The following is a 23,053-nucleotide window of genomic DNA, read 5'->3' as shown; positions in this document are numbered from 1 at the left end:
GCTAAATACATCCCCTATACTCTTGTTTTCGCTGCAACACGAAGCGAAATGCAGTGAGAAGCAAGCAGTAAAAGGCAGTACCTCGGGGCTATAGCTCAGCTGGGAGAGCGCTTGCATGGCATGCAAGAGGTCAGCGGTTCGATCCCGCTTAGCTCCACCAAAATGCCGGAAGATTCGATTCAAAAAAATAATTTGAAAAGAGGCTTCCAAAACGCAAAAAAGTTCGTTATAGTAGCGGACTTCGCAGCGTAAGACAGAAAGCGTTGCAAAACAGTTTCTGTCCCCTTCGTCTAGAGGCCTAGGACATCACCCTTTCACGGTGAGTACAGGGGTTCGAATCCCCTAGGGGACGCCAAAACAAGAGCTTAACCAGAAGCTCATTAGCAAAATCAGTCTCTAGCTGATTTTGCAACCGACACGGAGCGGTAGTTCAGTCGGTTAGAATACCGGCCTGTCACGCCGGGGGTCGCGGGTTCGAGTCCCGTCCGCTCCGCCAAATCAAAACCCGCTGCTTGCAGCGGGTTTTTTCTTTTGCGCTTTTCATTCAATGCAAGCCAATCAAGATTGATGCTGCTTAAAGTGAGTGTGAATGGCTCGCTTTAATCGGCAACGCGGCTTACGCGATTGAAATAGCTGACCAGCAACGCGCCAGCCACCATCAAACTGAGTCCATTGGCGGCCCAGAAGCCGGCTGCCCCACGCAGTGACGCGGCAACGTCCCCCAGCAGCCCAAATCCGAGCACATAGCCGCCGCCAAGGCCAACACCCCACAGCGATAGCGCATAGATGACGGTTGGGATGAGCGCGATCTTGTATGCGCGCAGGATGAACGCTGTCATGACTTGCAGCGCATCGAACATCTGATAGAAGGCGATGAAAGGCAGCAGCGGCACCGCAATCGCCAGGACAGCGGCATCGTGCGTGTAGAGGCTGACCAACTCGCGCCGCAAGAACAACACAGCCGCGCCGACGATGACCGCACACATCACCGCCAACTTGATGCCGTTCAGCGAGATGCGCCGAGCTGCTACGCGATCGCGGGCCCCGATTGATTGCGCTGCCAGCGTGGATGTCGCGATCGATAGCGACAGCGGCACCATGTACGCAACCGCTCCAAGGTTGGCGGCAATCTGATGCCCGGCCAGCGCCACCGTGCCAAGGCGCGCGATGAAGATCGCCATCAACGTGAACGACGTGATTTCGATCAGGTAGGTGAAGCCCATCGGTACACCCAGACGTACCAGTGCCCACAGCCGCGCACGGTTAGGGGGCGAGTAGTGCGTGAAAATCGCGAAGGGCTTATAAGCCGGATTGCGCATCAGGATGGCGGCCGCTGCGACGAACCACAGCCAGCTGATGATCATCGAGGCGAGTGCGCAGCCCGGGCCGCCCATCGCAGGGACGCCCATGCCTCCATAGAGAAACAAGGCGTTGAGAGGAAACTTGATGGCGAGGCCGGCGAGCTGCAGCATCGTCACCATCACCGGGCGCGACAGCGCGTTGTTCAACGCAGAGTAGATCCGGAAGCCGAGCGCCGCAGGCAATGCGAGCGCTTCATACCGCAAATAGGCGGTGGCTTTCTCGGTGAGTTCCGGCGTGGCGTTTGCCAGTTGCAGCAGCGGGGCTGGGAACCACAGGATCAGCATGCCGATTGCCGCGAGCACCAGTCCGAGCCAAACTGCCTGGCGCACTTCTTCGCCGATCTCGCCGTACCTTTGCGCTCCGTAGAGTTGTCCGGCGATAGGCGAGAGCGCTTGCAGCACGCCCATCAAGCTGATGTACACCGTCACGTAGATCGACCCGCCGAGCCCGATGGCCGCGAGGTCTGCCGCAGAGGCGCGGCCGGCCATCGCTGTATCGAGTACGCCGAAGGCGATGACAGCCAACTGGCCGATCAGTACCGGCCAAGCCAGTTCGGTAATGCGGCGGACGTCGGCGACAAACATGTGGGTGCTACGGAAACGTTATTGGCGTAGCTTGCGCCGGCGTGTGGTTGCCGGTGTCGGCGGCGGATGTGTGGCGGCAGCAGCCTCGGTCAGGCGGTACATGCGGAAGTGCTCGTCGCGGTCGGCGGGACGGCGGCCTTCCCAGATCAGGCGCCACTCGTAGTTGGAGACGCTCGTCGGTGCGCCGTAGTCGTACGGGTCGTGGCGCAGCAGGATGTCGCAGTTGTCTTCGGCGCTACCAAAACGGATGTGGCCGAAGTACGCAAACGAGGCAAGTTGCGCATCGCCCATGCGGATCGGCTGCACGCACGTGTAGGTACGCGGCAGTGCAAGGGCGGCCGACTGCGCGACGTCGCGATATGTCTTGGCGTAGTTGATGGTGGGCAGCCACAGCGTCATCATCAGCACCCACATCAGTGTCGTGCCGGCGGCCGAGATCACCACTGCACGCCAGATGGCCTTGGGCGCCCGCGATGTGCGCCAGACGACGATGAGCACCCACGCCGCGGTCACGAGCAGCGCGCTGATCAGCGCTGTCCAACTGAACTCGGGTCGATAGCCCGGCACGATGCGATACACGTTGCGCGCGAGCTGAGGCGGAAAGCCCGTCATCTTGGCGATCCACAGCAGCCATAGCGTCCCGCCCAGGATGGTGAAGGCCAGCAGCGCAAACCAGTCGATTGCGCTGATGGCGCCTCGTTTGAGCGTCGGCAGCGCGAACGTCGCCATCACGGCCATCGGTGGAATCAGCAGCAGGAAGCCGTCGTCGCCCGGGTGGGGCTGCATGAGCAGCAGCACTAGCTGCGGCAGCAGGACGGCCAACGGCAACGTGATATGCGGAGCGGTGCGCATGCCGCCCCAGCTCTTCCACGCCCATGCAGCCAGCGGCCAGACTGGCCATGCGAATAGTGGCAGGTTGCGAGCGACAAAGCCGAGCGAATGAGCCGTCGGGCCAGCGTATTGGTGGCGATCGAAGCGCGCCCATTCGCGGACGTACGTCACCGCGTCAGTCGGATTATTTGCCAGCAAGTACGCCATCGCCGGCCATGAGCATCCCAGCGCGAGCGACACGGGCAGCGCAACTGTCAGAAGCGGGCGTAGCGGCAGCACACGCGTGGCATGCGCGGCGATCAACACGGCCACCATGATTGTCAGTGGCAGGATTGGGCCGCCGGCCAGCGACAGGCAGCCGATGCCGATGCCATAGATGAGGCTGCCGTGTATCGGCTTGTCGAGCGCCCGGATCAAGCCATACACCGCGACCGCCACGAAGCACAGCGCCCCGACCAGCGGTGTCGTTTCGTGACCGCGCTGTGCCAGGCCCACACAGGCGAGGAAGATCAGCAGCGCGCCATCGGCCAGCGTACGGCCGTAGTCGCGCGTGTTGGGCTGGCCACCGAAGACGAATTCAAACGGTTGAACTTCCGCGCGGCGACCCAGCAGATAGGCGCCATACCAGATGCATGCGCTGGTGACGAAGAAGAAGAGGGCGGTGGCCAGGCGCGACGCATCCGCCGGCCCGAGCCATTGTCCGAAGAGGCGAATGAACGCGCCGCCGATCCAGAACACCAGCGGCCCCGATTGCACGATGGGGCGCCCGACGATGTTCGGCATTAGCCAGTCCTGCGCGTTGCCGGTGGCCAGCGTCCACATCGCGCCGAAGCCGGCGGCGTCTTCGTTCTTCCACGGGTCGCGCGAGAACAGCCCTGACAGGCCGTAGATCACGCAGATGGCGAGCAGCAGCCAACGCGGTAACTCGCGGGTGGCGGCAGCAGTCAGGCGGATGCGCGAGACGCGGGTGGTGTTCATCGAGTGTCAGACCGGGCGAGCCCGGTCGGGGTTGCACAGCGACGTGCGGATCGTAAAGAGGGGCCGAGCCAACGGCCTACCATGTGCCGAGAAACAAAAAAGGCAGCCGGAGCTGCCTTTTTCTGACCAATGAGACGGGCCATCTGGTGAGCCGTCTCCGGCGCCGGTATTACTTGGCAGCCTTGCCGATCTTGCTGCCGAACTTGTTGCGGAACTTTTCCACGCGGCCTGCCGTGTCCAGAACCTTTTGCTGGCCCGTGTAGAACGGGTGCGATTCGGACGAGACTTCGATCTTTGCCAGCGGATATTCCTTGCCGTCCAGCGTGATCATTTCCTTGGTCTGGATGGTCGAGCGGGTGATGAACTTGAAGTCGCTGGACATGTCCTGGAACACGACTTCGCGGTAATTCGGGTGAATGCCTTCTTTCATGATGGGCCCTGGGGTAGAGGTAGCCAATTCGCGGCGCGCTTCAGGTGCTCACATGGTAGGAGCCACCGTGCGACCAGCCCTCGAATCACTTGCCGGGTGGAGAAACGAGGATTATGCCAGAGAAACAAAGGCTTGGGCAACGCGCTTGCCGCAAAATCCGTCGTGCCGGCGCATCGAAAAGTGACTCGGGAAGCCTATTTCGATCAAGGTTTGGCCAAGCGTTCGATCGTGAGCACGCCGTGGCCGTCCAGATCCATGATCTTGGTGTCGCCGACGCGCAACGAGGTGTCGAGATTGCGTGCCCAGGTGTCGACGCGTGCAGGGGCATCGGTGTCGGGCGACGGCTGGAACCGATGCAGCGTTACACCGATGGACAGCGTCTGGAACTCGCCCGACACGACCATCGGCCGCAGGGTGACGTCCACGCCGGTCTTGGCCCAGCGGTGGCGCATGAATTGGCAGGTGGTGGTGTCGCAGCCTAGCGGGATCGTGTCATCGGGCAGGCCGGCGGCGAAGCGCGCCTCCCATTCTTTGCGAGGCATTGAGCCACCCACGTCGTATGTATGGGTACGTTCGAGTAGTGCGACGTGCTGGCCCGTGGCGGATGTATCGGCCGAAAGCGTGACGCGTTTGGTCTCGGATTGCCCATCGAATTGCGCGGTGACGCTGAGGATCACAGGCACGGTCGGTTGCGCCAATGCGGTGCCGGCAGCGAGGCAACAACCGAGCAGCGTTGTGCGAAGCGCTTGGTGAATCGTCATGGCAGGAATCCCTCCTGGCGTTGCTCAGCGTCCAGCATGCGCCGTGCCGCATCTTGCAGGTAGAAGGCTTGCAGGAGCGAGTACAACGAAGGAAGCGTCTCAAGCAAGGCCACCGGTTCAACGAAGAACACTTCCGACGCTACCGCAAAGAACTCGGCCGGATGCTGTGCGCCATAAGGGTCGAGCAATGAAAGGATCGGGTCGTCGCCCCACCGGCGCTCCGGAATCTGCTCGCAACGATTGGCGAAGGCGTCGTACTCGGCATAGAGGTCATCGGCCCATTGCTCGCGGTCAACATTGGCATGCAGGCGCGATGAAAACGCCGGGATGCCGTCCGACTCGCCGTTGAGCATATCGAGCTTGTGTGCAAACTCGTGTACGACCACGTTGTACGGCTGCACGCCTGGCTCAGCTAGTGCGCCCCCGAGTTCGATGTCCTGCCACGAGAGGATGACGGGGCCGTGCTCCCATGCCTCCCCAGCAGCTTCTTCACGCACGTTGTGCACGACGCCGTCTTCATCCATGACTTCTTTGCGGATGACGAACTCGCCGGGGTAGATGACCACGCCGTGCCATCCGCCGTACCACGACATGCCCAGCTCCAGGATCGGCACACTGGCTTGCACGGCGACGCTGATCACCATGTCGTCGGTGAGCGGCAAATCGTGCGCGGTGGTGAATTCCTTTTCGGCGATGAAGAGCGTGGCCGTTTCACGCAGACGTGCAAGGTCCGCGTCGGACCAGTCGAGCAGGAAGGGCAGGCCATCGAGCGCACGTGACCACAGCGCGTCGGAGATGGCGTAACGGGTCAGGCGCCGCGTGCGTGCGCGGCCGGAGAACCACCGGAGGACGGACGAAAGCATGCGTCCAGTATATCGGCCGTCGCTTGCAGCTTTGCGACGCGCGCTTGCGCCCTTGTCGGAGGATCAGGCGACTGAGAGGAGTCGTGCACCGCGCTGATTGGCGACATACACGGCCTCGGTGCGGCTACGGACTTTAAGGCGCCGATACAGCGTGCTGATATGCGCCTTGGCTGTTGCCTCGGAGATGTTCAGCATGCGGCTGATGGTCTTGACCGGATGCCCGCGTGAGAGCAGCACCAGAATCTCGTACTGCCGCGGCGTGATGCCGAGCAGCTTCGGATCGGTCTGCGGATCGCCCGCGAGCGCCGGGTTGGGCGCGCCGTCCAGGCGCGATTCCGGCAGCAGCGCGCTGGCCGGAATGTATTGACCACCCACCAGAACCAGCTCCAGCGAAGCTGCGATGACTTCGCCCGGCGAGTGCTTGAGTGTGTAGCCTGACAAGCCCATCTGCATGAGCGTGCGGATGATGTCGGGCGATTCGGATTCGGCCAGCACGACCACGTGGCGTGCGTGAGGCCGGTGCATGATCTCGCCGATGGCCGACAACTCGTCCAGATGTGGCAGCGGCAGGCCGATCACAAGAAGACCGGCGTCGGCATTGGTTTCGATGGCGTCGAACATCCCTTCGTCCGGTTCGACGACTGTGACGCCAGTGACGCCTTTGAGCGTCCGTAGCAGGTGCGCAATGCCTGTACGCACCAACGGATGGGCTTCGATCAAAACAGTGTTCATCGTTGTTCTCGACCTGTTACCGATCTTGCGAACATCCTTGTCGCCCAGGCGAGATGCAGGCCGGAGCAGACCCCCGTTCCGAATCATTTTAGTGGCGGAAGTCAAAAATGACAGGCGCCACGGCCATGCCTCGGGACCCTCATTGCTGCGTTCTGGGTACTGTAGCCCAGCGTTTGCCAGGGCGAGCAATTCGACCACCGGAGAACCCGCGTCCACTAACAGCGGTTTTTATGGCGACAGCTGTTTCAGTCGCGACACAAAAATCGCATGCCATGCCGGGTTGGGCGGTTCTCCGTATGGAAAATATCCCGTTAAAACAAGGCGTTAGCCGTCATGGCATGGATGTCGCTCTATACCCGTCGGGGAGGAGCGAGCCATGCCGACAATCGCGCAGCGCTGTGCTCGACGTTTGCCGTTCGGGTGGACGGTCGAGAAGACCGGAGTGGTCGCGAATCGCACGGCCATGATCGTCATGATGCCGGTGCTCGCGGTAGACGGGGATCTCGTCGTGCGGCGTGCAATCACGCTGCTGATCGCCCTTCGAAGCGTTCTCGCCGATACGTTGCCGGCGCGACTCGCATTCGGTCTCATTCCCACCCGCGCATTCGATCCATCCACCTGTTCTGTCGTGTCCGCACTCACGGACGGCGAACTGAGTACGTCGCATGCGTGGCTTAACAATCCAACGGCGACGTGGCTTGCGCAATCCCCCCGGAAGTGGGGTGCTGCCGGGTATGTGCCAGCTACCGCGCCAGATTGCCTGCGCCGCAACAGTCTCTTGGCAAAGGTTGTCGCTGGTTGCGCGGCCCTAGGTGCACCAAAATGTGGCGCTTTCGCAACGTACGCCGAACAGCCCGACATGGCGGCTGTTCAACGGTTTCGTGCTCCGTCCCCCGGCGGGCACTCTTTTCTCAATAGCCATCCTCGAGCGGGATCCCGATGCAAGTCAATCTGACAGCGTTTGCAGCGCTGGCGCCTACGGTTCCTTCAGGCGCCAGCCGCAGAATTCAGTGCACTGAACCAAGTATTGATGGGTCGGATGAGCAGTGCTGGAAGTGGGCCCTGTCCAGCCGCCCCCTGCTTTCCCAAGAACACGTCCGGGGGACGTAGCACGCTTGCTACGCCCCCTGGAGGAATCAAACCGATGAGACCGAGCCTAGGCCGTATGCAGCGGATGCTCTGCCCGAATGCCGTGCTTCTGCATCAGCCGATACAGCGTGACGCGAGACACTGCCAATTCGCGCGCCGTCATGCCCATATGGAAGCCGTTGCGCGCGATGGCCGTGCGGATGGCATCCGACTCGGCGCCTTCGCGCGCTTCTTCCAGCGTCTGGCCCGACACGGATGCATAGCCTTCGAGGTGCAGGTCAGCGGCGGAGATCTTGCGGTTGTCGGTCATCACCAGCGCGCGGCGCACGCGGTTGATGAGTTCGCGCACGTTGCCCGGCCATGGGTAATGCATCATCGCGTGCAACGCGCAGGGCGTGAACCCGCGGATGCGGTGCGACGCTTCGCTGGCGTGCTGGGCGAGGATATGTTCTGCCAGCAACACGATGTCGCTGCCGCGCTCGCGCAGCGGTGGCACCGACAAGGTCAGCACGCACAGTCGATGAAACAGGTCGGTGCGGAATCCGCCGTGATGTTGGGCCGCTTCCAGATCCACGTGCGTTGCCGAGATGATGCGGAGGTCCAGCGGAATCGCCTGATGTCCGCCGAGCCGCGTGATCGTGCCTTGCTGCAGGAAACGTAGCAGGCTGACCTGGCTCTCGAGCGGCAGGTCGCCGATTTCATCGAGGAACAGCGTGCCGCCATTGGCATGCTCGACCCAGCCGATATGACGTTGATGCGCGCCGGTAAATGCGCCTTTTTCGTAGCCGAACAATTCGGACTGGATCAGGTGCGGCGGAATCGCCCCGCAGTTGATGGCAATGAACGGCCCGCTTGCGCGCGAAGAAGCTTCGTGAATGGCCTGCGCAGTCAGCTCTTTACCGGTGCCAGACTCGCCCGCGATAAAGGCTGGCGCACTGTTCTGCGCGACCTTGCGGATGGCGCGGAACAGGTTATGCATGACCGGGCACTCACCCAGCATGCGCGCATGATTTGCCTTGGGCGCCGGCGTGGCTTCCTGGGCGAGCGAGGCCATGCCCCAGGCGTGACGCAGCGAATACGCAGCCTCGTCCGTACGCAGCGGCATCTGGACGTAGTCCACGCAGTAATCGCGCACCAGCTGGCGTACGCGCTCGTGGTTCAGCATGGCTGGCGGCAGCGCTGCCACCCAACCCACGTGCGAGACCTGCATGCAGCGTTCGAGCAAATCCAGCTCCGCAGCCGAGAACGCGCTGCTGAAATCGACCAACCCCGCCACGGGAACGCCGTCGCGAATGGCGCAACCCAGTTCACGCATCGACGTTACGCGCCGCACGTGCCACTCCGCACCCAGAATCGTCTCGTCAATCTCCCCCATCCCCGCGCGCGACGCCACCACGACGGTTCGGCACGCAGCAGTACATTCCAGCGACTCTTCGCGCATGGTTTCCCCCGTTCCATTCTTGGTGTGGTTCGTTCTTTGCCGAGGCGGCTCGGCCAGGGCAGGCTTGCAGTATGGTTGCCGGGTTTCTGTTTTGCGATGAAGTTTAAGGACGATGGAAGCAAACGCTTGCGCGCGAGCCCTGTAATGCAAATGAACTAGCGAATTTCACAACTTTGGCGAGAAAATCCGCTGGAAAAACAGGCAGTTGACTCAGCAATAAAAAAGCGCACCACAATGGGTGCGCTTTTCGCTATGCAGGCAGGAGACTTAGCCGCCGCGTCGCATCATGTCGAAGAACTCGGCGTTGTTCTTCGTCGTCTTGAGTTTGTCGAGCAGGAATTCCATTGCCTCGACTTCATCCATGTCATGGATGAACTTACGCAGGATCCACACCTTCTGCAGGATGTCCGGTTTGATCAGCAGTTCTTCGCGGCGCGTGCCTGACTTGTTCAGGTTGATGGCAGGGTAGACGCGCTTCTCAGCCAGGCGGCGTTCCAGGTGCACTTCCATGTTGCCGGTGCCCTTGAATTCTTCGTAGATCACGTCATCCATGCGGCTGCCGGTTTCGATCAGCGCCGTGCCGATGATGGTGAGCGAACCACCTTCTTCCAGGTTACGTGCAGCACCGAAGAAACGCTTCGGACGCTGCAACGCGTTGGCGTCGACACCGCCGGTCAGCACCTTGCCAGAGGTTGGCACCACGGTGTTGTAGGCGCGTGCCAGGCGCGTGATCGAATCCAGCACGATCACCACGTCCTTCTTCAGTTCGACCAGGCGCTTGGCCTTTTCGATGACCATTTCGGCCACCTGCACGTGACGCACGGCAGGCTCGTCGAACGTCGAGGCGACCACTTCGCCGCGCACGGTGCGCTGCATTTCGGTCACTTCTTCCGGGCGCTCGTCGATCAGCAGCACGAACAGCTCGGCTTCCGGATGGTTGGTCGCGATGGCGTGCGCAATGTGCTGCAGCATCACGGTCTTGCCCGACTTCGGGCTTGCCACCAGCAGCGCGCGCTGGCCGCGACCAATCGGGGCAATCATGTCGATGATGCGGCCGGTGATGTTCTCTTCGGCCTTGATGTCGCGTTCGAGCGTGAGCGGCTTGTTCGGATGCAGCGGCGTCAGGTTCTCGAACATGATGCGGTTCTTGACCGCCTCGGGAGGCTGCGTGTTGACCTTGTCGACCTTCACCAGCGCGAAGTAGCGCTCGCCATCCTTGGGCGTGCGGACTTCACCTTCGATGGTGTCGCCGGTGTGCAGATTGAATCGGCGGATCTGTGACGGGCTGATATAGATGTCGTCGGTGCTGGCCAGATACGAGGTTTCCGGCGAGCGCAGAAAACCGAAGCCGTCGGGCAGCACTTCAAGTGTGCCGTCACCGAAAATCGTTTCCCCCTGTTTCGCCTTCTTTTTCAGGATCGCAAACATCAATTCCTGTTTGCGCATGCGTTGGGCGTTATCGATCTCCAACTGCCCCGCCATTTCCAGCAATTGGGACACGTGCAAGGATTTCAGTTCTGTCAGATGCATAGACGAAAGATGAGGGAAGGGCCCGAACGGGCGGCGAAACGAGAAACGGGGGGAGGGGGAAAGGTCGAGCGAACGCTCGGAGAAACAGATTGGCTGCAATCTTAGCACAACGCTGGCGAGCTTCCAGGCGGAAGTGCGCCAGCGTGGGTGAGGGGCAACGCGAAGGGTCGCCCTCAGCCGAAAAAGAGCTTACAGATGGCTGTCCAGGAACGCGGTCAGTTGCGACTTGGACAGTGCGCCCACCTTTTGCGCGGCCACAGCGCCGTTCTTGAACAGAATCAGCGTCGGGATGCCGCGAATGCCGAACTTGGCCGGCACGCCCTGGTTCTCATCGACGTTGATCTTGGCGATCTGCACCTTCTCGCCGTAGTCCTTGGAAACTTCGTCCAGGATCGGGGCAATCATTTTGCAGGGACCGCACCATTCGGCCCAGAAATCGACCAGCACGGGTTTGTCGGACTTGAGCACGTCTGCCTCGAAGGACGCGTCGCTCACATACTTGATCTGTTCGCTCATGGCGGGAACCTCTGTTATTTCGTAAAAGCTGGCGACGTGCGCCGAACCCATACATTACACGATTACACGAACCGGCGTGTATTAGGACCACTGTCGGCGCGGATGCTGCTGATATAGTACCCACGCTCTCATTTTCAACCGATTCAACCGTTGATTCTGCCTATCACGCCGATAGCCGCAGGTCTTCGATTCCCGGTATATCGCTTATCCCCACGCATGCAGACGCTTGCCTTCGCGCCTGGCCCAGCATTCCTTTCCCGTGCCGCCGACGCTGCATGGCGCTTTCTGGATGCGCACGCCCAATCCTCGGGTACCGCCACCGTTGTTGTGCCGACAGCCGCGCAGATTCCGGGGGTGCGCAGTGCCCTGCATGCCAGTGCGCAAGCGGCCGGCACGCCGCGTTTGCTTCCGCGCATTCTGACGCTGGGGCATTGGCTGCTCGATTTGCAGCCCGAAGCGGGTGTACCCGCCACGCGCACGCCGCTGTCGCGGCTGCTTGCCGTGCAGCAGGCCCTCAAGACGCAGGCATGGCTGCGTGAAGCCCTCGGCGCGCAGGACGATGCCGCTCTATGGGGCGTGGCGCAGGTGCTCGTGACGGTGTCGGATGAGTTGTCGCAGCGTTGGCTGACGCTGGATGCAGCACACAGTGGCGCAGATGGGCGACCCGACGAGTTGGAGTCGGCATTGGCGGAGGCGTTGGAGCGTATCTACGCACAATTGTCCGAACGTTTTCTCGGTACCGAATCGCGCATCGTGCTGACGTTCTGGCGGTTGCTTTCGGGCGCGGCGGACCCGATTCCAATGCGGTTGCGCGCCATGCGGCGCCTGCTGGACGAACTGCACGGGCCGATCGTATGGATGAGCCCGACCAATCCCGAGACAGTCGATCTGGATTTTCTGCAGCGCGCCGCCGAGCGCGTGCCGGTGCTCAACATCGGCTACGACTGGAATGCGCCTGAAACTGGCGCCCCTTCGGCGCCTTCCACGCACGCGGATTTCCGCGATCTGCTGCTGCACGCCTGGCCCGAATGCGGTACGCCCGCCCAGGCAGCGGATGATGCTGCCGATGCGCAGATTCCCGCACCAACCCTGCGCATTGCCGGCGCTGCGCGCTTTGAGGACGAAGCCGCCTTCGCTGCGCATACGCTGGTCGATTGGTTGAACGACGGACGCCGCTCGTTGGCGTTGGTGGCGCAGGATCGCATCGTCGCGCGGCGTGTTCGCGCGTTGCTGGCGCGGGTGAACGTGCCGGTGCGCGACGAGACTGGCTGGAAGCTCTCCACGACGCGCGCCGCTGCGGCACTTATGCGCTGGGTCGACGTGGTGCAGGGCGACGGCGATACCGCAGCGCTGCTCGATCTCATCAAAAGCCCGTTCTGTTTGCGCGATGCCGACGCCGGCACTGCCACGCCCGCATGGGTTGCCGAACTGGAGCGCCGAGTGCGCCGGCACAACGTTTCTGGTGGCTGGGGACGGTTGCGCCGGCTAGTGGCCGATCGCCCCGCCAACGAAGCCGAGGGCGAAGTCAAGGTTAGCCGCCTGGCCGATCGCCTGGGCGTGCTGGCTGATGAGGCGGCGCTGTGGCGCCGTGCCGGCAGCGCCACGCTCGACGCATGGGTAACGCTGCTGGCAGGCACGCTCGATCGTCTGCATATGCGCACCGGTTTGCAGAACGACGATGCAGGCCGCCAGTTGCTGGATTGGATTGACCGCCTGCGGACCTCCATCCATGGCAGCACCGATGCGGGCGCGCGTTTTTCGCTCACGGAGTGGCGCGCGTTGCTCTCGATGCTGCTTGAGTCCGCCGTCTTCAGCGAGCCTTCACCGCCTGCCGATCGGCGTGTTGTCATCCTGCCGCTGAATGGCGCGCGCATGCGGCGGTTTGATGGCGTTGTGGTGGTGGGTTGCGATGATGCGCAGTTGCCGTCGGCGCAGCCGGAGTGGCTGTTCTTCTCCAACGACGTGCGACGTGAACTCGGTTTGCCCGACCGGGCACAGCGCTTTGCGCAGCAGGCGCGCGACCTGGCCGAAGTGCTGCTCAATCAGCCCGAGGTGGTGTTGACCTGGCAACGTCACGGCGGACGCGGCGAGCCGCATCGCCTTTCCGGCTGGCTCGAACGCTTGCAGCGCCGCTTGGCGGTGAGCGGCGTGCGTATCGATACGTCAGTCACGTTGCCCAGCCTGCAGACCACGAGCCAGCCAACCGACATGCCCGCGCCCGCTGCGCCGACGCTGGTGCCGTCTACGTTGAGTGCAGCCGCTTACAACAGCCTGCGCCGCTGTCCGTACCAGTTCTTCGTCGGTCGCATGCTGCGGTTGGGCGAGCTGGAAGAGGTTTCCGACGAGCTGGAGAAACGCGACATTGGCGAGATCTTGCACGCGATCCTGCATCGCTTTCACCGGCAGTTGCTGGAAGCGCCAATGCACGATCCGGCCGATCGTCAGGGGCTGCTGCAGAGCATTACCGACGAACTGTTCGGTCCGCTGTTGGCCGAGGACGGCAACGCGTTGCGCTTCTATCGGCGCTGGCTCGGTGTGATGCCGTCGTACCTGGCGTGGCAGGCCGCGCGTGAGGCAGATGGCTGGCGCTTTGAGGCGGGTGAAGTCGAAGTCGATACGTCCATCACGTTGCCGGACGAGCGTCCGCTGCGCTTGCGCGGCCGTATTGACCGCATTGATGTGCATGACGAACACGGCGTGGCAGTGCTCGATTACAAAACGCAATCGCAAATGGTGCTGGTGCGTCGTGCCAAGACGCCGTTTGAGGATTGCCAACTCCCGTTTTACGGCGTGCTCGATGCGCGCGCAGATTCGGGCGGCTGGGTTTCGCTCGACGGCGAGGCGCGCGGCGACAAGCGCGACGTTGCGTTGCCCGACTTCACGCAAGTCGTTGACTGGTTGATCGAACAGATGCAAAAGGACATGACCGCTCTCGCAGCCGGTGCGCCGCTGCCGGCCTTCGGTGATGAATCGGCGTGCCGCTACTGCGCGGCGCGTGGCCTGTGCCGCAAGGGGTATTGGACCGAAGGTACGCCCCGCGAGCCGGAGGGCGCGGCATGAGCGATCACGCTTACGAACGCGACGGCGCAGCCGTCTCGCCCGAGGCCTTTTCGCGCGCCGCATGCGATCCGCAGCGCTCGGTCGTGGTGGAAGCGTGCGCGGGCAGCGGCAAGACCTGGTTGCTGGTCACTCGCATGTTGCGCTTGCTGCTTGCGGGCGCCGCGCCGTCGGACATTCTCGCCATCACGTTTACGCGCAAGGCCGCCGAAGAGATGCGTCAGCGTTTGCTCGACATCCTCGCGCAACTGGCCGGTGCCGACGATGAGGGCGTCGTGCGCGAGCTGATCGCGCGCACGGTGGATGAGCGCGATGCGCCGGCGCTGATTGAAACCGCGCGTGGGCTGTATGCGCGCGTGCTGGAATCGCCATCGCGCATGGCGATCGATACGTTCCACGGCTGGTTTGGGTCGTTGCTGCGCGGGGCGCCGCTGTCGTCTGGCGTGCAGCAGGGCGCGTCGTTGCGTGAAGATGCCGGGCGGCTGCGGCGTGAAGCTTGGGCGCCTTTCTGGCGCGGCTTGCTGGCCGAAGATCATGCTGATTTGCGCGCCGCGTATGAAACGCTTGCCGATCTGGTCGGCGATTTCCAGGCCGGTCGCCTGCTCGATGCAATGTTCCACCAGCGCAGCGACTGGTGGGCGTACAAGACGCAGGCCGGCGGGCGTCCGCTGGATGCATTGGACGCACTGCTTGGCGATGATGCGACGGTCGATCCGTTGATCGAAGCGCTGCAGGATGCGGTGTTTTTGGCCGACATGCTGCGCGTGTCCGGCTGGTTTGGGCAGGGTGGTGCGGCCGAGGGCAAGCGCGCCGTGGCCATCGAGTCGGCGGTGACTGCTGCGCGCGGAACGAATGTGTCGGACGAGGCCGCGCGCGCGCAAGCATTTGATGCGCTCTTCGCCGCCTTCCATACGCAGGCCGGCAAGGCACGCGCCTGCAAGCCGACCAAGGCGCTCATCAAAGCCATCGGCGACGAGCACGCACAAACGCTGGTGACCTTGCACACCACGCTATGCGAAGCGCTGACGACAATTCAGGCGCGCCGGCAGGAAGCCCTCGTGCGCGCCGTCAACGCAGCATTGTTTGCGTTGGGCGACGCACTGATCGATCGCTATCAGGCGTACAAGCGCCAGGCGCGCGCGATGGATTTCACCGATCTCGAATGGGAAGCGGCGCGCCTGATGCAGCAAGACGACACAGCTGCTTACCTGCAGGTGCGGCTCGACGCGCGCTACAAGCATCTGCTGCTCGACGAGTTTCAAGATACGAACCCCATGCAGTGGCGCATCCTGCAAGGTTGGCTGGCAGGCTACGCGGGCACTGGCACGCAGCCGAGCGTGTTTCTGGTGGGCGATCCTAAACAATCGATCTACCGTTTCCGGCGCGCCGATGCACGGCTGTTCGACGCTGCGCGTGAAATGCTGGTCGCCGAATTCAACGCGACCGTGCTGCGTACCAATCGCACGCGTCGTAATGCACCGGCCGTGCTGGAGTGGGTCAATGCCGTGTTCCTGCAAGCGCGGGCGCGCGGCGACTATCCCATCTACGCCGAGCAAAGTACCGCCGTGGACGCACCCATTGGGCAGGCGCTGCTGTTGCCGCTGGTGCCGGTGTCCGAAGCCGAGCAGGCTGACGAAGCCGCACCCCGGGATACGCTCACCGAACCGCGCGAAGAGACCGGCGATTCGCAGCGATATGCTGAGGGCCGCCAAGTGGCCGCTTGCCTGCGCGCATTGCACGCCAATGAGCGCATTCGAGAAGGTGGCGTCGAGCGCCCCGTGCGGTGGAGCGATTTCCAGCTGCTCGTCCGCCGCAAACGCTATCTCGCCGATTACGAACGTGCGCTGCGCGACGCCGGCGTGCCGTATCTGAGCCCGCGCCGTGGCGGCCTGCTCGCTACGCTCGAAGCGCTTGATCTGTGCGCGCTGCTTGATTTTCTGATGACGCCGCAGGCCGATTTATCGCTCGCGCATGTGCTGCGCAGCCCCATCTTCGCCGCCACGGACGACCACCTCATCGCACTGGCGCAGTTTGGCGAAAGCACGGTCACATTGACTTGGTGGGAGCGCTTGACCGCGCTGGCCGGCCAGGCTGATGCGGCGGACACCTTGCGCCACGCGCATCGCATGCTCTCGCGCTGGCTGGCGGTGGCGCCCACGCTGCCCGTGCACGACTTGCTCGATCACATCGTCTACACCGGCGAACTCAAGCGCCGTTATGCCGAGCGCGCACCGGCCACAAACCGCGACCAGGTGCTCGCCAACCTGGATGCGTTTTTGAAGCTCGCGCTCGATCTGGACGGCGGCCGCTATCCGAGTCTGCCGAAGTTCATGGCCGAACTGCGCGCCATCCGCCAGGGCGATGAGGATGAAAGCCCTGACGAAGGCACGCAGGGCGACACGGACGCGCCGGATGCTATCGACGCCGAAGTCGCCAGCGAAGGTCTTGATGCCGTACAGATCCTGACCGTGCATGCCTCGAAGGGGCTGGAAGCGCCGTTCGTCGTGCTGCTCGACAGCCACCACAGCGACGCGCGTGTCGATACGGCCGGCATCCTGATCGACTGGCCGCCCGGCGCGCAAGCGCCTGCGCATTTTTCCGCGTTCGGCAAGACGTCCGAGCGCGGCCTTGCGCGCGAGCCTCTTTTCAAGCAAGAAAACGACCTTGCCGAGCGCGAGAACTGGAACCTGCTCTACGTGGCGATGACGCGTGCACGGCAAGCGCTGATCGTGTCCGGCGTCGCAAACAAGCGTGATGCCACGGCGGCCCAATCTGTCGATGAAGGAGATGCGCCTGAGGTGGACGGCACGGCGAGCTGGTACACGCTGCTCGCCGCGGCAGGCGTAGCGTCACCCGCTCCGGTTGTTGACGGCGCAGCCGATTTGGCTGTCAGCGCTGCGGGGCAGGAGGCGGTCTCGTATCACGATTTCCGCGCACCGCTGACTGTGACGGTGCGTGTTGGTGCTGCCGGCGCTGCCGCTGAGGGCGCCGCCGATATCGTTTTTGACCAAGGCGCCGTCGCACAGGGCGAATTGCTGCATGCGGTGCTTGAGCGCCTGACACGCCGGGGCTTGCCCGAACAGGCGCCCGACGCCGAGACGATCGCGCGCTGGTTCAGTGCCACCGGCGTCACGCAAGCCGACGCCTCACGCGCCGCCGAAGCCGTGCGCCGGATGCTCTCAGCCGAGACGCTGGCGCATGTCTTCGACCCCGCGCGCTTCGAAGCCGCGCATAACGAGATCGAACTTTTTGGCCCAGACGGTGCGCTGTTGCGCATCGATCGCCTGATCGAACGTGGCAACGACGTCCTGGTGGTCGATTACAAGCTGCGCTTGCTGCCGGTCGAACGCGCTGCCTATGCAGATCAGTTGCGCGGCTACGTGGCTGCCGTCACGCCGATGTATCCAGGGCGCACCGTGCGCGCAGGCGTGGCTACCGCACAGGGCGAATGGATCGATCTAGAATCGTTGCCGAAGCCGGTCCAGGCATCACATGACGACAGCCAAGGCGCGTTGTTCTGACGCGAGCGGCACAGACAAAAAACGGGGAGGGGTGATGCGGAGGGGAAAAGAGAAGGGGGACGAGCCTGACCCTCGGCACTGGCGGAAAACGGCTGTGGCTGCTTCGTTCCCGACCTGACCAGGTTGACCGCGCCACCATGCGAGGAGGCCCGTCCGACCGCCATTGTAACCGACTCCCACGTCCCCACCTGAATATCCTTGCAATTCGCTCGGCGCGCATGGCGGTTGACCCCACCGAAACCGCGTCGGAAATCCACCTCGCTTTGCTACAATCCGCCGCATGAGTTATCAAGTGCTCGCCCGCAAGTGGCGCCCTCGCGATTTCACCACGCTGGTCGGTCAGGAACACGTGGTGAAAGCGCTCACGCATGCGCTCGAACAGCAGCGCCTGCACCACGCATACCTGTTCACGGGTACGCGCGGTGTCGGCAAGACGACGCTGTCGCGCATCCTTGCCAAATCGCTCAATTGCGTCGGCGCGGATGGGCAGGGCGGCATCACCGCGCAGCCGTGCGGCGTGTGCCGCGCCTGTACCGAGATCGATGCCGGGCGCTTTGTCGATTACATCGAGATGGATGCCGCCTCCAACCGCGGCGTCGACGAGATGGCGCAGTTGCTGGACCGCGCGGTCTACGCACCAACCAGCGGCCGCTTCAAGGTCTACATGATCGACGAAGTGCACATGCTGACCAACCACGCCTTCAACGCGATGCTGAAGACGCTGGAAGAACCACCCGAGCACGTCAAGTTCATTCTTGCGACGACCGATCCCCAGAAGATTCCGGTGACGGTGCTGTCGCGTTGCCTGCAGTTCAACCTCAAGCAGATGCCGCCGGGGCACATCGTGTCTCACCTGGACCGCATTCTTGGCGAAGAGGGCATCGCTCACGAGCCGAATGCGCTGCGTCTGTTGGCGGCCGCCGCGCAGGGTTCGATGCGCGATGCACTGTCGCTTACCGATCAGGCCATCGCGTACAGCGCTGGCGAGGTGAGTGAGGCTGCCGTGCGCGGCATGCTTGGCGCGATTGATCAAAGCTACCTCGTGCGTCTGCTCGATGCGCTGGCCGACGAGAACGGCGCGGCGCTCGTCGAGATTGCCGACGAGATGGCCGGGCGCAGTCTGAGCTTCTCGGGCGCGCTGCAGGATCTTGCATCCCTGCTGCAGAAGATTGCGCTGGCGCAGGTCGTGCCCGCCGCTGTGCAGGACGACTGGCCCGAGGCCGACGATGTACGTCGCCTTGCGGAGCGGTTCGACGCGCAGGCGGTGCAACTGTTCTACCAGTTTGCCAACCTGGGCCGGAACGAACTGGCGCTGGCGCCGGATGAGTACGCCGGCTTCACGATGACGCTGCTGCGCATGCTGGCGTTCCAGCCCGGACAGTCGGCTGGGGACGCGCCGCCGCCTTCGGGCGGTGGCGGCGGGAAGCGGGCGATGCCGCTGGCGGTAACGCCGGCCGGATCGACGCGTCCAGCGGTCACGGCGACTACGCCTGTGGCGGCACCGGTTGCTGAGGTTGCGCCGGTGGCGATGCGTCCGGAGCCGGTGGTCGAGGCGCCGCGTGCGACTTACCAGGCGACTCCGCCGGCGCCAGCGCCCGTTGCGGCGGTTGCAGATACGCCGGCTGCGGCCCCAGCGCGTCGCTCGCCGGCAATGGAAGCGTTGGCCGCTGCGCGTCAGGCGTCAAGCCGTGGCCGTGGTGGTGCTTCCGCGCCTGCTGCTGCACCGGTAGCCGCGCCTGCGCCTGTGGCTCGTCCTGCTGCTCCTGCTGCTCCCGTTGTGGGCCCGCGTCCGAATCCGGCCGCGGCAGCGGCCTCTCCGCCGCAGCGCCGTGAGCAGCCGGTTGCAGTTGCCACGCCCGCCGATGATGGCCCGCCGCCCTGGGATGAAATGCCGGGCGAATTTGCTTCGCCGTCGCTTGAAGAGATGGACGCGGCCTTTGCCGGTTGGGATTCCGCTTCGAGCGGGCGCCCCGGCGCGTCTGAACCGGCAACACGTCCTGCACAGATCGAGGCGCCGGCAGTTGCACCCGTGCCGGCCAAGACGGTCGCCCCGGAGCCGCTAGCCGCTGTTACGCCGCCGGATCTGAGCGCCAGCGGTCTTACCACGTTCGACGGCAATTGGCCGGCGCTGGCAGCGAGCCTGCCGATCCGCGGTCTGGCCCAACAGCTGGCTTACCAGAGCGAGTTGGCAGCCGTGGAAGGCGTCACGGTGCGCCTTCGCGTGCCGCTGCCCCCCCTCACCGATGCCAACGTCGTCGAGCGTCTGGAGGCGGCACTGACGGAACACTTCGGCACGCCCGTTCGCGTGGCGTGCGATATCGGACCCGCACGCGCCACCGCGGCGGCTGTCGATGCCGAGCAGCGCGCCGAGCGCCAACGCAATGCCGAAGATGCCATCGCCGCCAACCCGTTTGTGCAGGCGCTGGTCCGGGACTTTGCCGCGCAGGTCGTCCCCGGTTCGATCCAACCGCACGCGCACTGAATCGCATTCCAAGACTAAACATTGAACACCGGCGCGCACCGCTGAGCGGCGCGTCTTGCATGACCCATTTCAAGGAGCAACGACCATGATGAAAGGCCAGATCGCCGGGCTGATGAAGCAGGCCCAGCAGATGCAGGAAAACATGAAGAAAGCGCAGGAGCAACTCGCTCTGATCGAGGTGGAAGGCGTGTCCGGCGCTGGCCTCGTGAAGGTGGTGATGACCTGCAAGAACGACGTGAAGCGCGTGTCGATCGACCCGAGCCTGCTGGCCGAAGGCGAAGACAAGGATCTGCTGGAGGACCTGATCGCCGCTGCGTTCAACGACGCCGTGCGCAAGGCCGAGGCCACCGCGCAAGAAAAGATGGGTTCCCTCACTTCCGGCCTGGGCGGCATGGCCAGCATGCTGCCGCCTGGCTTCAAGCTGCCGTTCTAAACGACGCTCATCAGGATCGCGCCATGGTGCTGGAATCCGCGCTGCTGCACGTCAGGCTCGGCCAGGAAACTGCCTTCGAGGCGGCCTTTGATGAGGCTCGCCACATCATCGGTGCGATGCGGGGCTTCGTTTCGCTGTCGCTGTCGCGCTGCATGGAGAAGACCAGCGATTATCTGCTGCTGGTGCAGTGGCAGACGCTGGAAGACCACACCATCGGCTTTCGGCAGTCGCCCGAGTACCAGCGGTGGAGAGCGCTGCTGCATCATTTCTATGACCCGATGCCGGAAGTGCTGCATCACACGACGGTTCTGGAGCATGCGTGATGCGTAACGCTCCAGGCACGCCGTCGGCGCTGCAGATGCTGGTTGAAGCCTTGCGTGTGCTGCCGGGTGTCGGCCCCAAGTCGGCCCAACGGATGGCGTATCACCTGATGCAGCATGACCGCGAGGGCGCTGCGCAACTGGCGCAGGCGCTGTCCGAGGCGACGGAATCGATCCAGCATTGCAGCCGGTGCAATACCTTCACCGAGCAGGAAATCTGCGAAACCTGCCTGGATGCGCGTCGCGATGCGTCGGTGCTGTGCGTGGTGGAAACGCCAGCCGATCAGATGATGATCGAGCAGACGCTGACCTATCGCGGCCAGTATTTTGTGCTGATGGGGCGGCTCTCGCCGCTGGACAACATCGGCCCGAAAGAGATTCACCTCGAACGCTTACTGGCCCGCGCCACTGACCCTGCGCTGGGTGGGCCCTGCGCTGAGGTCATCCTTGCTACCAACTTCACCAGCGAAGGCGAGGCGACTGCCCACTACATCGGCGAGATGTTGAAGGCGCGCGGCATCAAGGCGACGCGTCTGGCGCGTGGTGTGCCGGTGGGCGGCGAGCTGGAATATGTGGACGCGGGCACCATTGCTCGCGCGGTGCTGGATCGGCGCCAGCTCTGAGCTGGCACAAACGAACCTCAGAATTCGGTATGCAGGCGCGTACCGAAGAACACCGCAGGGCCGCGATCGGCGTTGTAGCCGGGGTTGCGGATCCATTGCGCGTCGGCGCTGATCCACAAGTGCTTGGTCGCCTGGAAGCTATAGAACGCCTCGACGATCTGCTCGGGCGCATAGTTCAGCTTGCCGTCTCCCAGGAATACGCCCAGGCCGCCTTGCTGCAGGTAGCGGCGGTGATCCGGCGACAGCATGTTGATGGCGGCCGCGAGCCCGACCGTGTCATCCGAGCGGCCCCACTTGCTGCCCTTTATCAGCGTGCCAAACGACACTGAGCGGTCGATTTCCGTAAAGGCGTAGGTTTCTGTCTTGCCATCCGCCCACGATGCGCGTGCGAAGACGCCAATGTCATCGTTGATCTGCTGTTCGCCGCCAATGCCGATCCCCACCTTGGTGTTGTCGCGTCGCGCGAGGCTGATGTCCGGTGCGCTGCCCGTCGACTGGCCAAGGGCGAGGGCATCGTCGTAGCGCGCCATGTCGGTCCTGTTGCGGAAGAGCATGACGCGCAGCTTGCCGGGCTGGCCGGCGAGTGTGTGACTGCGCTCCACTTCAAACACGTCGCCGTAGTGGCGGCCGATACGCGTGTCCAGCGGCAGGCCGTTGGATTCTTCCGGCTGGATGAAGCGGCCAATGCGGTAGGCCCAATCGCCGTCGTAATACTCGAGGGCAGCGCCCCAGGTGTAGCCGCGCGCATCGGCGGCGTAGTCGAACGCGCCGTGCGTGAGGAACGACCAGTTCAGGAACTGCGTGCGCGGGTCATGCGAGTAGGTCACGCCGTCGAATACGTCCAGCACCGAGAAGTTGCCTGCCGTGAACACCAGGCGACGCTTGTCGACCTGGCCGGCAAACTGGTTCATCTCGGCTTCCCGGTCTTCGGTGCCACCGCCTAGCCCGACCGTCTGGCGGAAGAAGGCGCGTGCGCGGTAGAGCGTCGGGTTTGGGCCGGCGGTCTTGGCCAGCTCGCCATTGGTGAATCCGGCCAGGCCATGCAGACCCGAGAAAGGCTGGCCGAGCGCCATTTCCGGATTGATGTGCACTTCAGCGCCTTGCCACAGGCGCATGCCCAGATCGAGCGTCGTCGTGACCGAATAGCTTGTGGTCGATTTGGCTGACAGGCTGTTCGGCCCGCTGTACGGCGAGTGGAACGACAGGTCGTGCTGCCACACGTAGGTCGCCTGGCCATGCACGGCAAAGCGGTCGGGATCGTTGATCGCCCAACTGGCGGTGTCGCCTGTGCTGCTTTGGGTTGCCAAGGCATGGCCGGCGCTCAAGGAGAGGGCGCACAGGGCGGTCAAGCGGGCAAGACGGAACGGAAGCAACATGGCAGCAAGCAGAGAGAACGCCGTTAGAATCCCTTTCTCGGATCCGGGAACGGCAAAAGTCCGCCATGTTAAACGTGGGCGGGTGACGGCCGGATGAAACACGCACGGAACGTGCCACGATGTC

General features: G+C 63.4%; 17 protein-coding genes, 3 tRNA genes and 1 other RNA gene. 10 read left to right on the top strand and 11 right to left on the bottom strand.

What is annotated here, in order from left to right; translation table 11 throughout:
• Window positions 1-84 precede the first annotated feature (84 nt).
• The 3 genes from M1D44_RS08845 (at window position 85) to M1D44_RS08835 (ending at window position 496) form a co-directional block, all read left to right on the top strand.
• A tRNA-Ala gene (locus M1D44_RS08845) sits at window positions 85-160 on the top strand.
• 119 nt (window positions 161-279) lie between these two features.
• Window positions 280-355: transfer RNA gene (locus M1D44_RS08840), tRNA-Glu, on the top strand.
• Between the two features lie 64 nt (window positions 356-419).
• Window positions 420-496 (top strand) — tRNA-Asp (locus M1D44_RS08835).
• 103 nt (window positions 497-599) lie between these two features.
• Here M1D44_RS08835 and M1D44_RS08830 read toward each other — a convergent pair.
• The 6 genes from M1D44_RS08830 to M1D44_RS08805 form a co-directional block, all read right to left on the bottom strand.
• Entirely contained in the window at window positions 600-1,946 is a 1,347-nt protein-coding gene (locus tag M1D44_RS08830) for an MATE family efflux transporter (protein ID WP_316853777.1), read from the bottom strand.
• 18 nt (window positions 1,947-1,964) lie between these two features.
• Complete coding sequence (locus M1D44_RS08825) at window positions 1,965-3,755, bottom strand: ArnT family glycosyltransferase (protein ID WP_316853776.1); 1,791 nt, start codon at window positions 3,753-3,755, stop codon at window positions 1,965-1,967.
• Window positions 3,756-3,924: 169 nt separating this feature from the next.
• Entirely contained in the window at window positions 3,925-4,185 is a 261-nt protein-coding gene (locus M1D44_RS08820; RefSeq protein WP_004626237.1) for a type B 50S ribosomal protein L31, read from the bottom strand.
• Window positions 4,186-4,388: 203 nt separating this feature from the next.
• On the bottom strand, window positions 4,389-4,946 hold the full coding sequence (locus tag M1D44_RS08815; RefSeq protein ID WP_024975991.1) for a hypothetical protein: 558 nt from the start codon (window positions 4,944-4,946) through the stop codon (window positions 4,389-4,391).
• On the bottom strand, window positions 4,943-5,809 hold the full coding sequence (locus M1D44_RS08810; protein ID WP_112185168.1) for a M90 family metallopeptidase: 867 nt from the start codon (window positions 5,807-5,809) through the stop codon (window positions 4,943-4,945). Before M1D44_RS08810 ends, M1D44_RS08815 begins: the two co-directional genes overlap by 4 nt.
• A 63-nt stretch (window positions 5,810-5,872) precedes the next feature.
• Complete coding sequence (locus M1D44_RS08805) at window positions 5,873-6,541, bottom strand: LuxR C-terminal-related transcriptional regulator (protein WP_009238433.1); 669 nt, start codon at window positions 6,539-6,541, stop codon at window positions 5,873-5,875.
• A gap of 376 nt (window positions 6,542-6,917) precedes the next feature.
• Here M1D44_RS08805 and M1D44_RS08800 point away from each other — a divergent pair, with 376 nt between their 5' ends.
• Entirely contained in the window at window positions 6,918-7,496 is a 579-nt protein-coding gene (locus M1D44_RS08800) for a hypothetical protein (RefSeq protein WP_235193163.1), read from the top strand.
• Window positions 7,497-7,697: 201 nt separating this feature from the next.
• On the opposite strand, the gene M1D44_RS08795 is transcribed toward M1D44_RS08800, so the two are convergent.
• The 3 genes from M1D44_RS08795 to trxA form a co-directional block, all read right to left on the bottom strand.
• On the bottom strand, window positions 7,698-9,071 hold the full coding sequence (locus M1D44_RS08795; RefSeq protein WP_112185164.1) for a sigma-54 dependent transcriptional regulator: 1,374 nt from the start codon (window positions 9,069-9,071) through the stop codon (window positions 7,698-7,700).
• Between the two features lie 267 nt (window positions 9,072-9,338).
• A complete protein-coding gene (rho, locus tag M1D44_RS08790) occupies window positions 9,339-10,601 on the bottom strand; it encodes a transcription termination factor Rho (RefSeq protein ID WP_004626250.1) in 1,263 nt (420 codons plus the stop codon).
• A 189-nt stretch (window positions 10,602-10,790) separates the two neighbouring features.
• Window positions 10,791-11,117 carry a thioredoxin TrxA gene (trxA, locus tag M1D44_RS08785; protein WP_004626253.1) on the bottom strand — a complete coding sequence of 109 codons (327 nt, stop codon included), beginning with the start codon at window positions 11,115-11,117 and terminating at the stop codon, window positions 10,791-10,793.
• A gap of 216 nt (window positions 11,118-11,333) precedes the next feature.
• Here trxA and M1D44_RS08780 point away from each other — a divergent pair, with 216 nt between their 5' ends.
• On the top strand, window positions 11,334-14,177 hold the full coding sequence (locus M1D44_RS08780; protein WP_316853774.1) for a PD-(D/E)XK nuclease family protein: 2,844 nt from the start codon (window positions 11,334-11,336) through the stop codon (window positions 14,175-14,177).
• Window positions 14,174-17,695, top strand: coding sequence for a UvrD-helicase domain-containing protein (locus M1D44_RS08775; protein WP_316853773.1), 3,522 nt, complete (start codon window positions 14,174-14,176; stop codon window positions 17,693-17,695). The genes M1D44_RS08780 and M1D44_RS08775 overlap by 4 nt, the downstream gene beginning before the upstream one ends.
• A 55-nt stretch (window positions 17,696-17,750) precedes the next feature.
• Here M1D44_RS08775 and ffs read toward each other — a convergent pair.
• An RNA gene (ffs, locus tag M1D44_RS08770) (signal recognition particle sRNA small type) lies at window positions 17,751-17,849 on the bottom strand.
• Window positions 17,850-17,975: 126 nt separating this feature from the next.
• On the opposite strand from ffs, the gene M1D44_RS08765 reads away from it, so the two are divergent.
• From M1D44_RS08765 to recR, 4 genes are all read left to right on the top strand, one after another.
• Window positions 17,976-20,177, top strand: a complete 2,202-nt coding sequence (locus M1D44_RS08765; RefSeq protein ID WP_316853772.1) for a DNA polymerase III subunit gamma/tau — start codon at window positions 17,976-17,978, stop codon at window positions 20,175-20,177.
• Window positions 20,178-20,262: 85 nt separating this feature from the next.
• A complete protein-coding gene (locus M1D44_RS08760) occupies window positions 20,263-20,610 on the top strand; it encodes a YbaB/EbfC family nucleoid-associated protein (protein WP_024975986.1) in 348 nt (115 codons plus the stop codon).
• 23 nt (window positions 20,611-20,633) lie between these two features.
• Complete coding sequence (locus M1D44_RS08755) at window positions 20,634-20,933, top strand: antibiotic biosynthesis monooxygenase family protein (RefSeq protein ID WP_024975985.1); 300 nt, start codon at window positions 20,634-20,636, stop codon at window positions 20,931-20,933.
• Complete coding sequence (recR, locus tag M1D44_RS08750; protein ID WP_024975984.1) at window positions 20,933-21,553, top strand: recombination mediator RecR; 621 nt, start codon at window positions 20,933-20,935, stop codon at window positions 21,551-21,553. The genes M1D44_RS08755 and recR overlap by 1 nt, the downstream gene beginning before the upstream one ends.
• Window positions 21,554-21,570: 17 nt before the next feature.
• On the opposite strand, the gene M1D44_RS08745 is transcribed toward recR, so the two are convergent.
• Window positions 21,571-22,860, bottom strand: a complete 1,290-nt coding sequence (locus M1D44_RS08745; RefSeq protein WP_428984668.1) for a carbohydrate porin — start codon at window positions 22,858-22,860, stop codon at window positions 21,571-21,573.
• Window positions 22,861-23,053: the final 193 nt, after the last annotated feature.

Source organism: Ralstonia sp. SA306 (assembly GCF_054792405.1).
The sequence above is the reverse complement of the archived record's forward strand: the minus strand, read 5'-3'. Positions and strand labels throughout refer to the sequence as shown.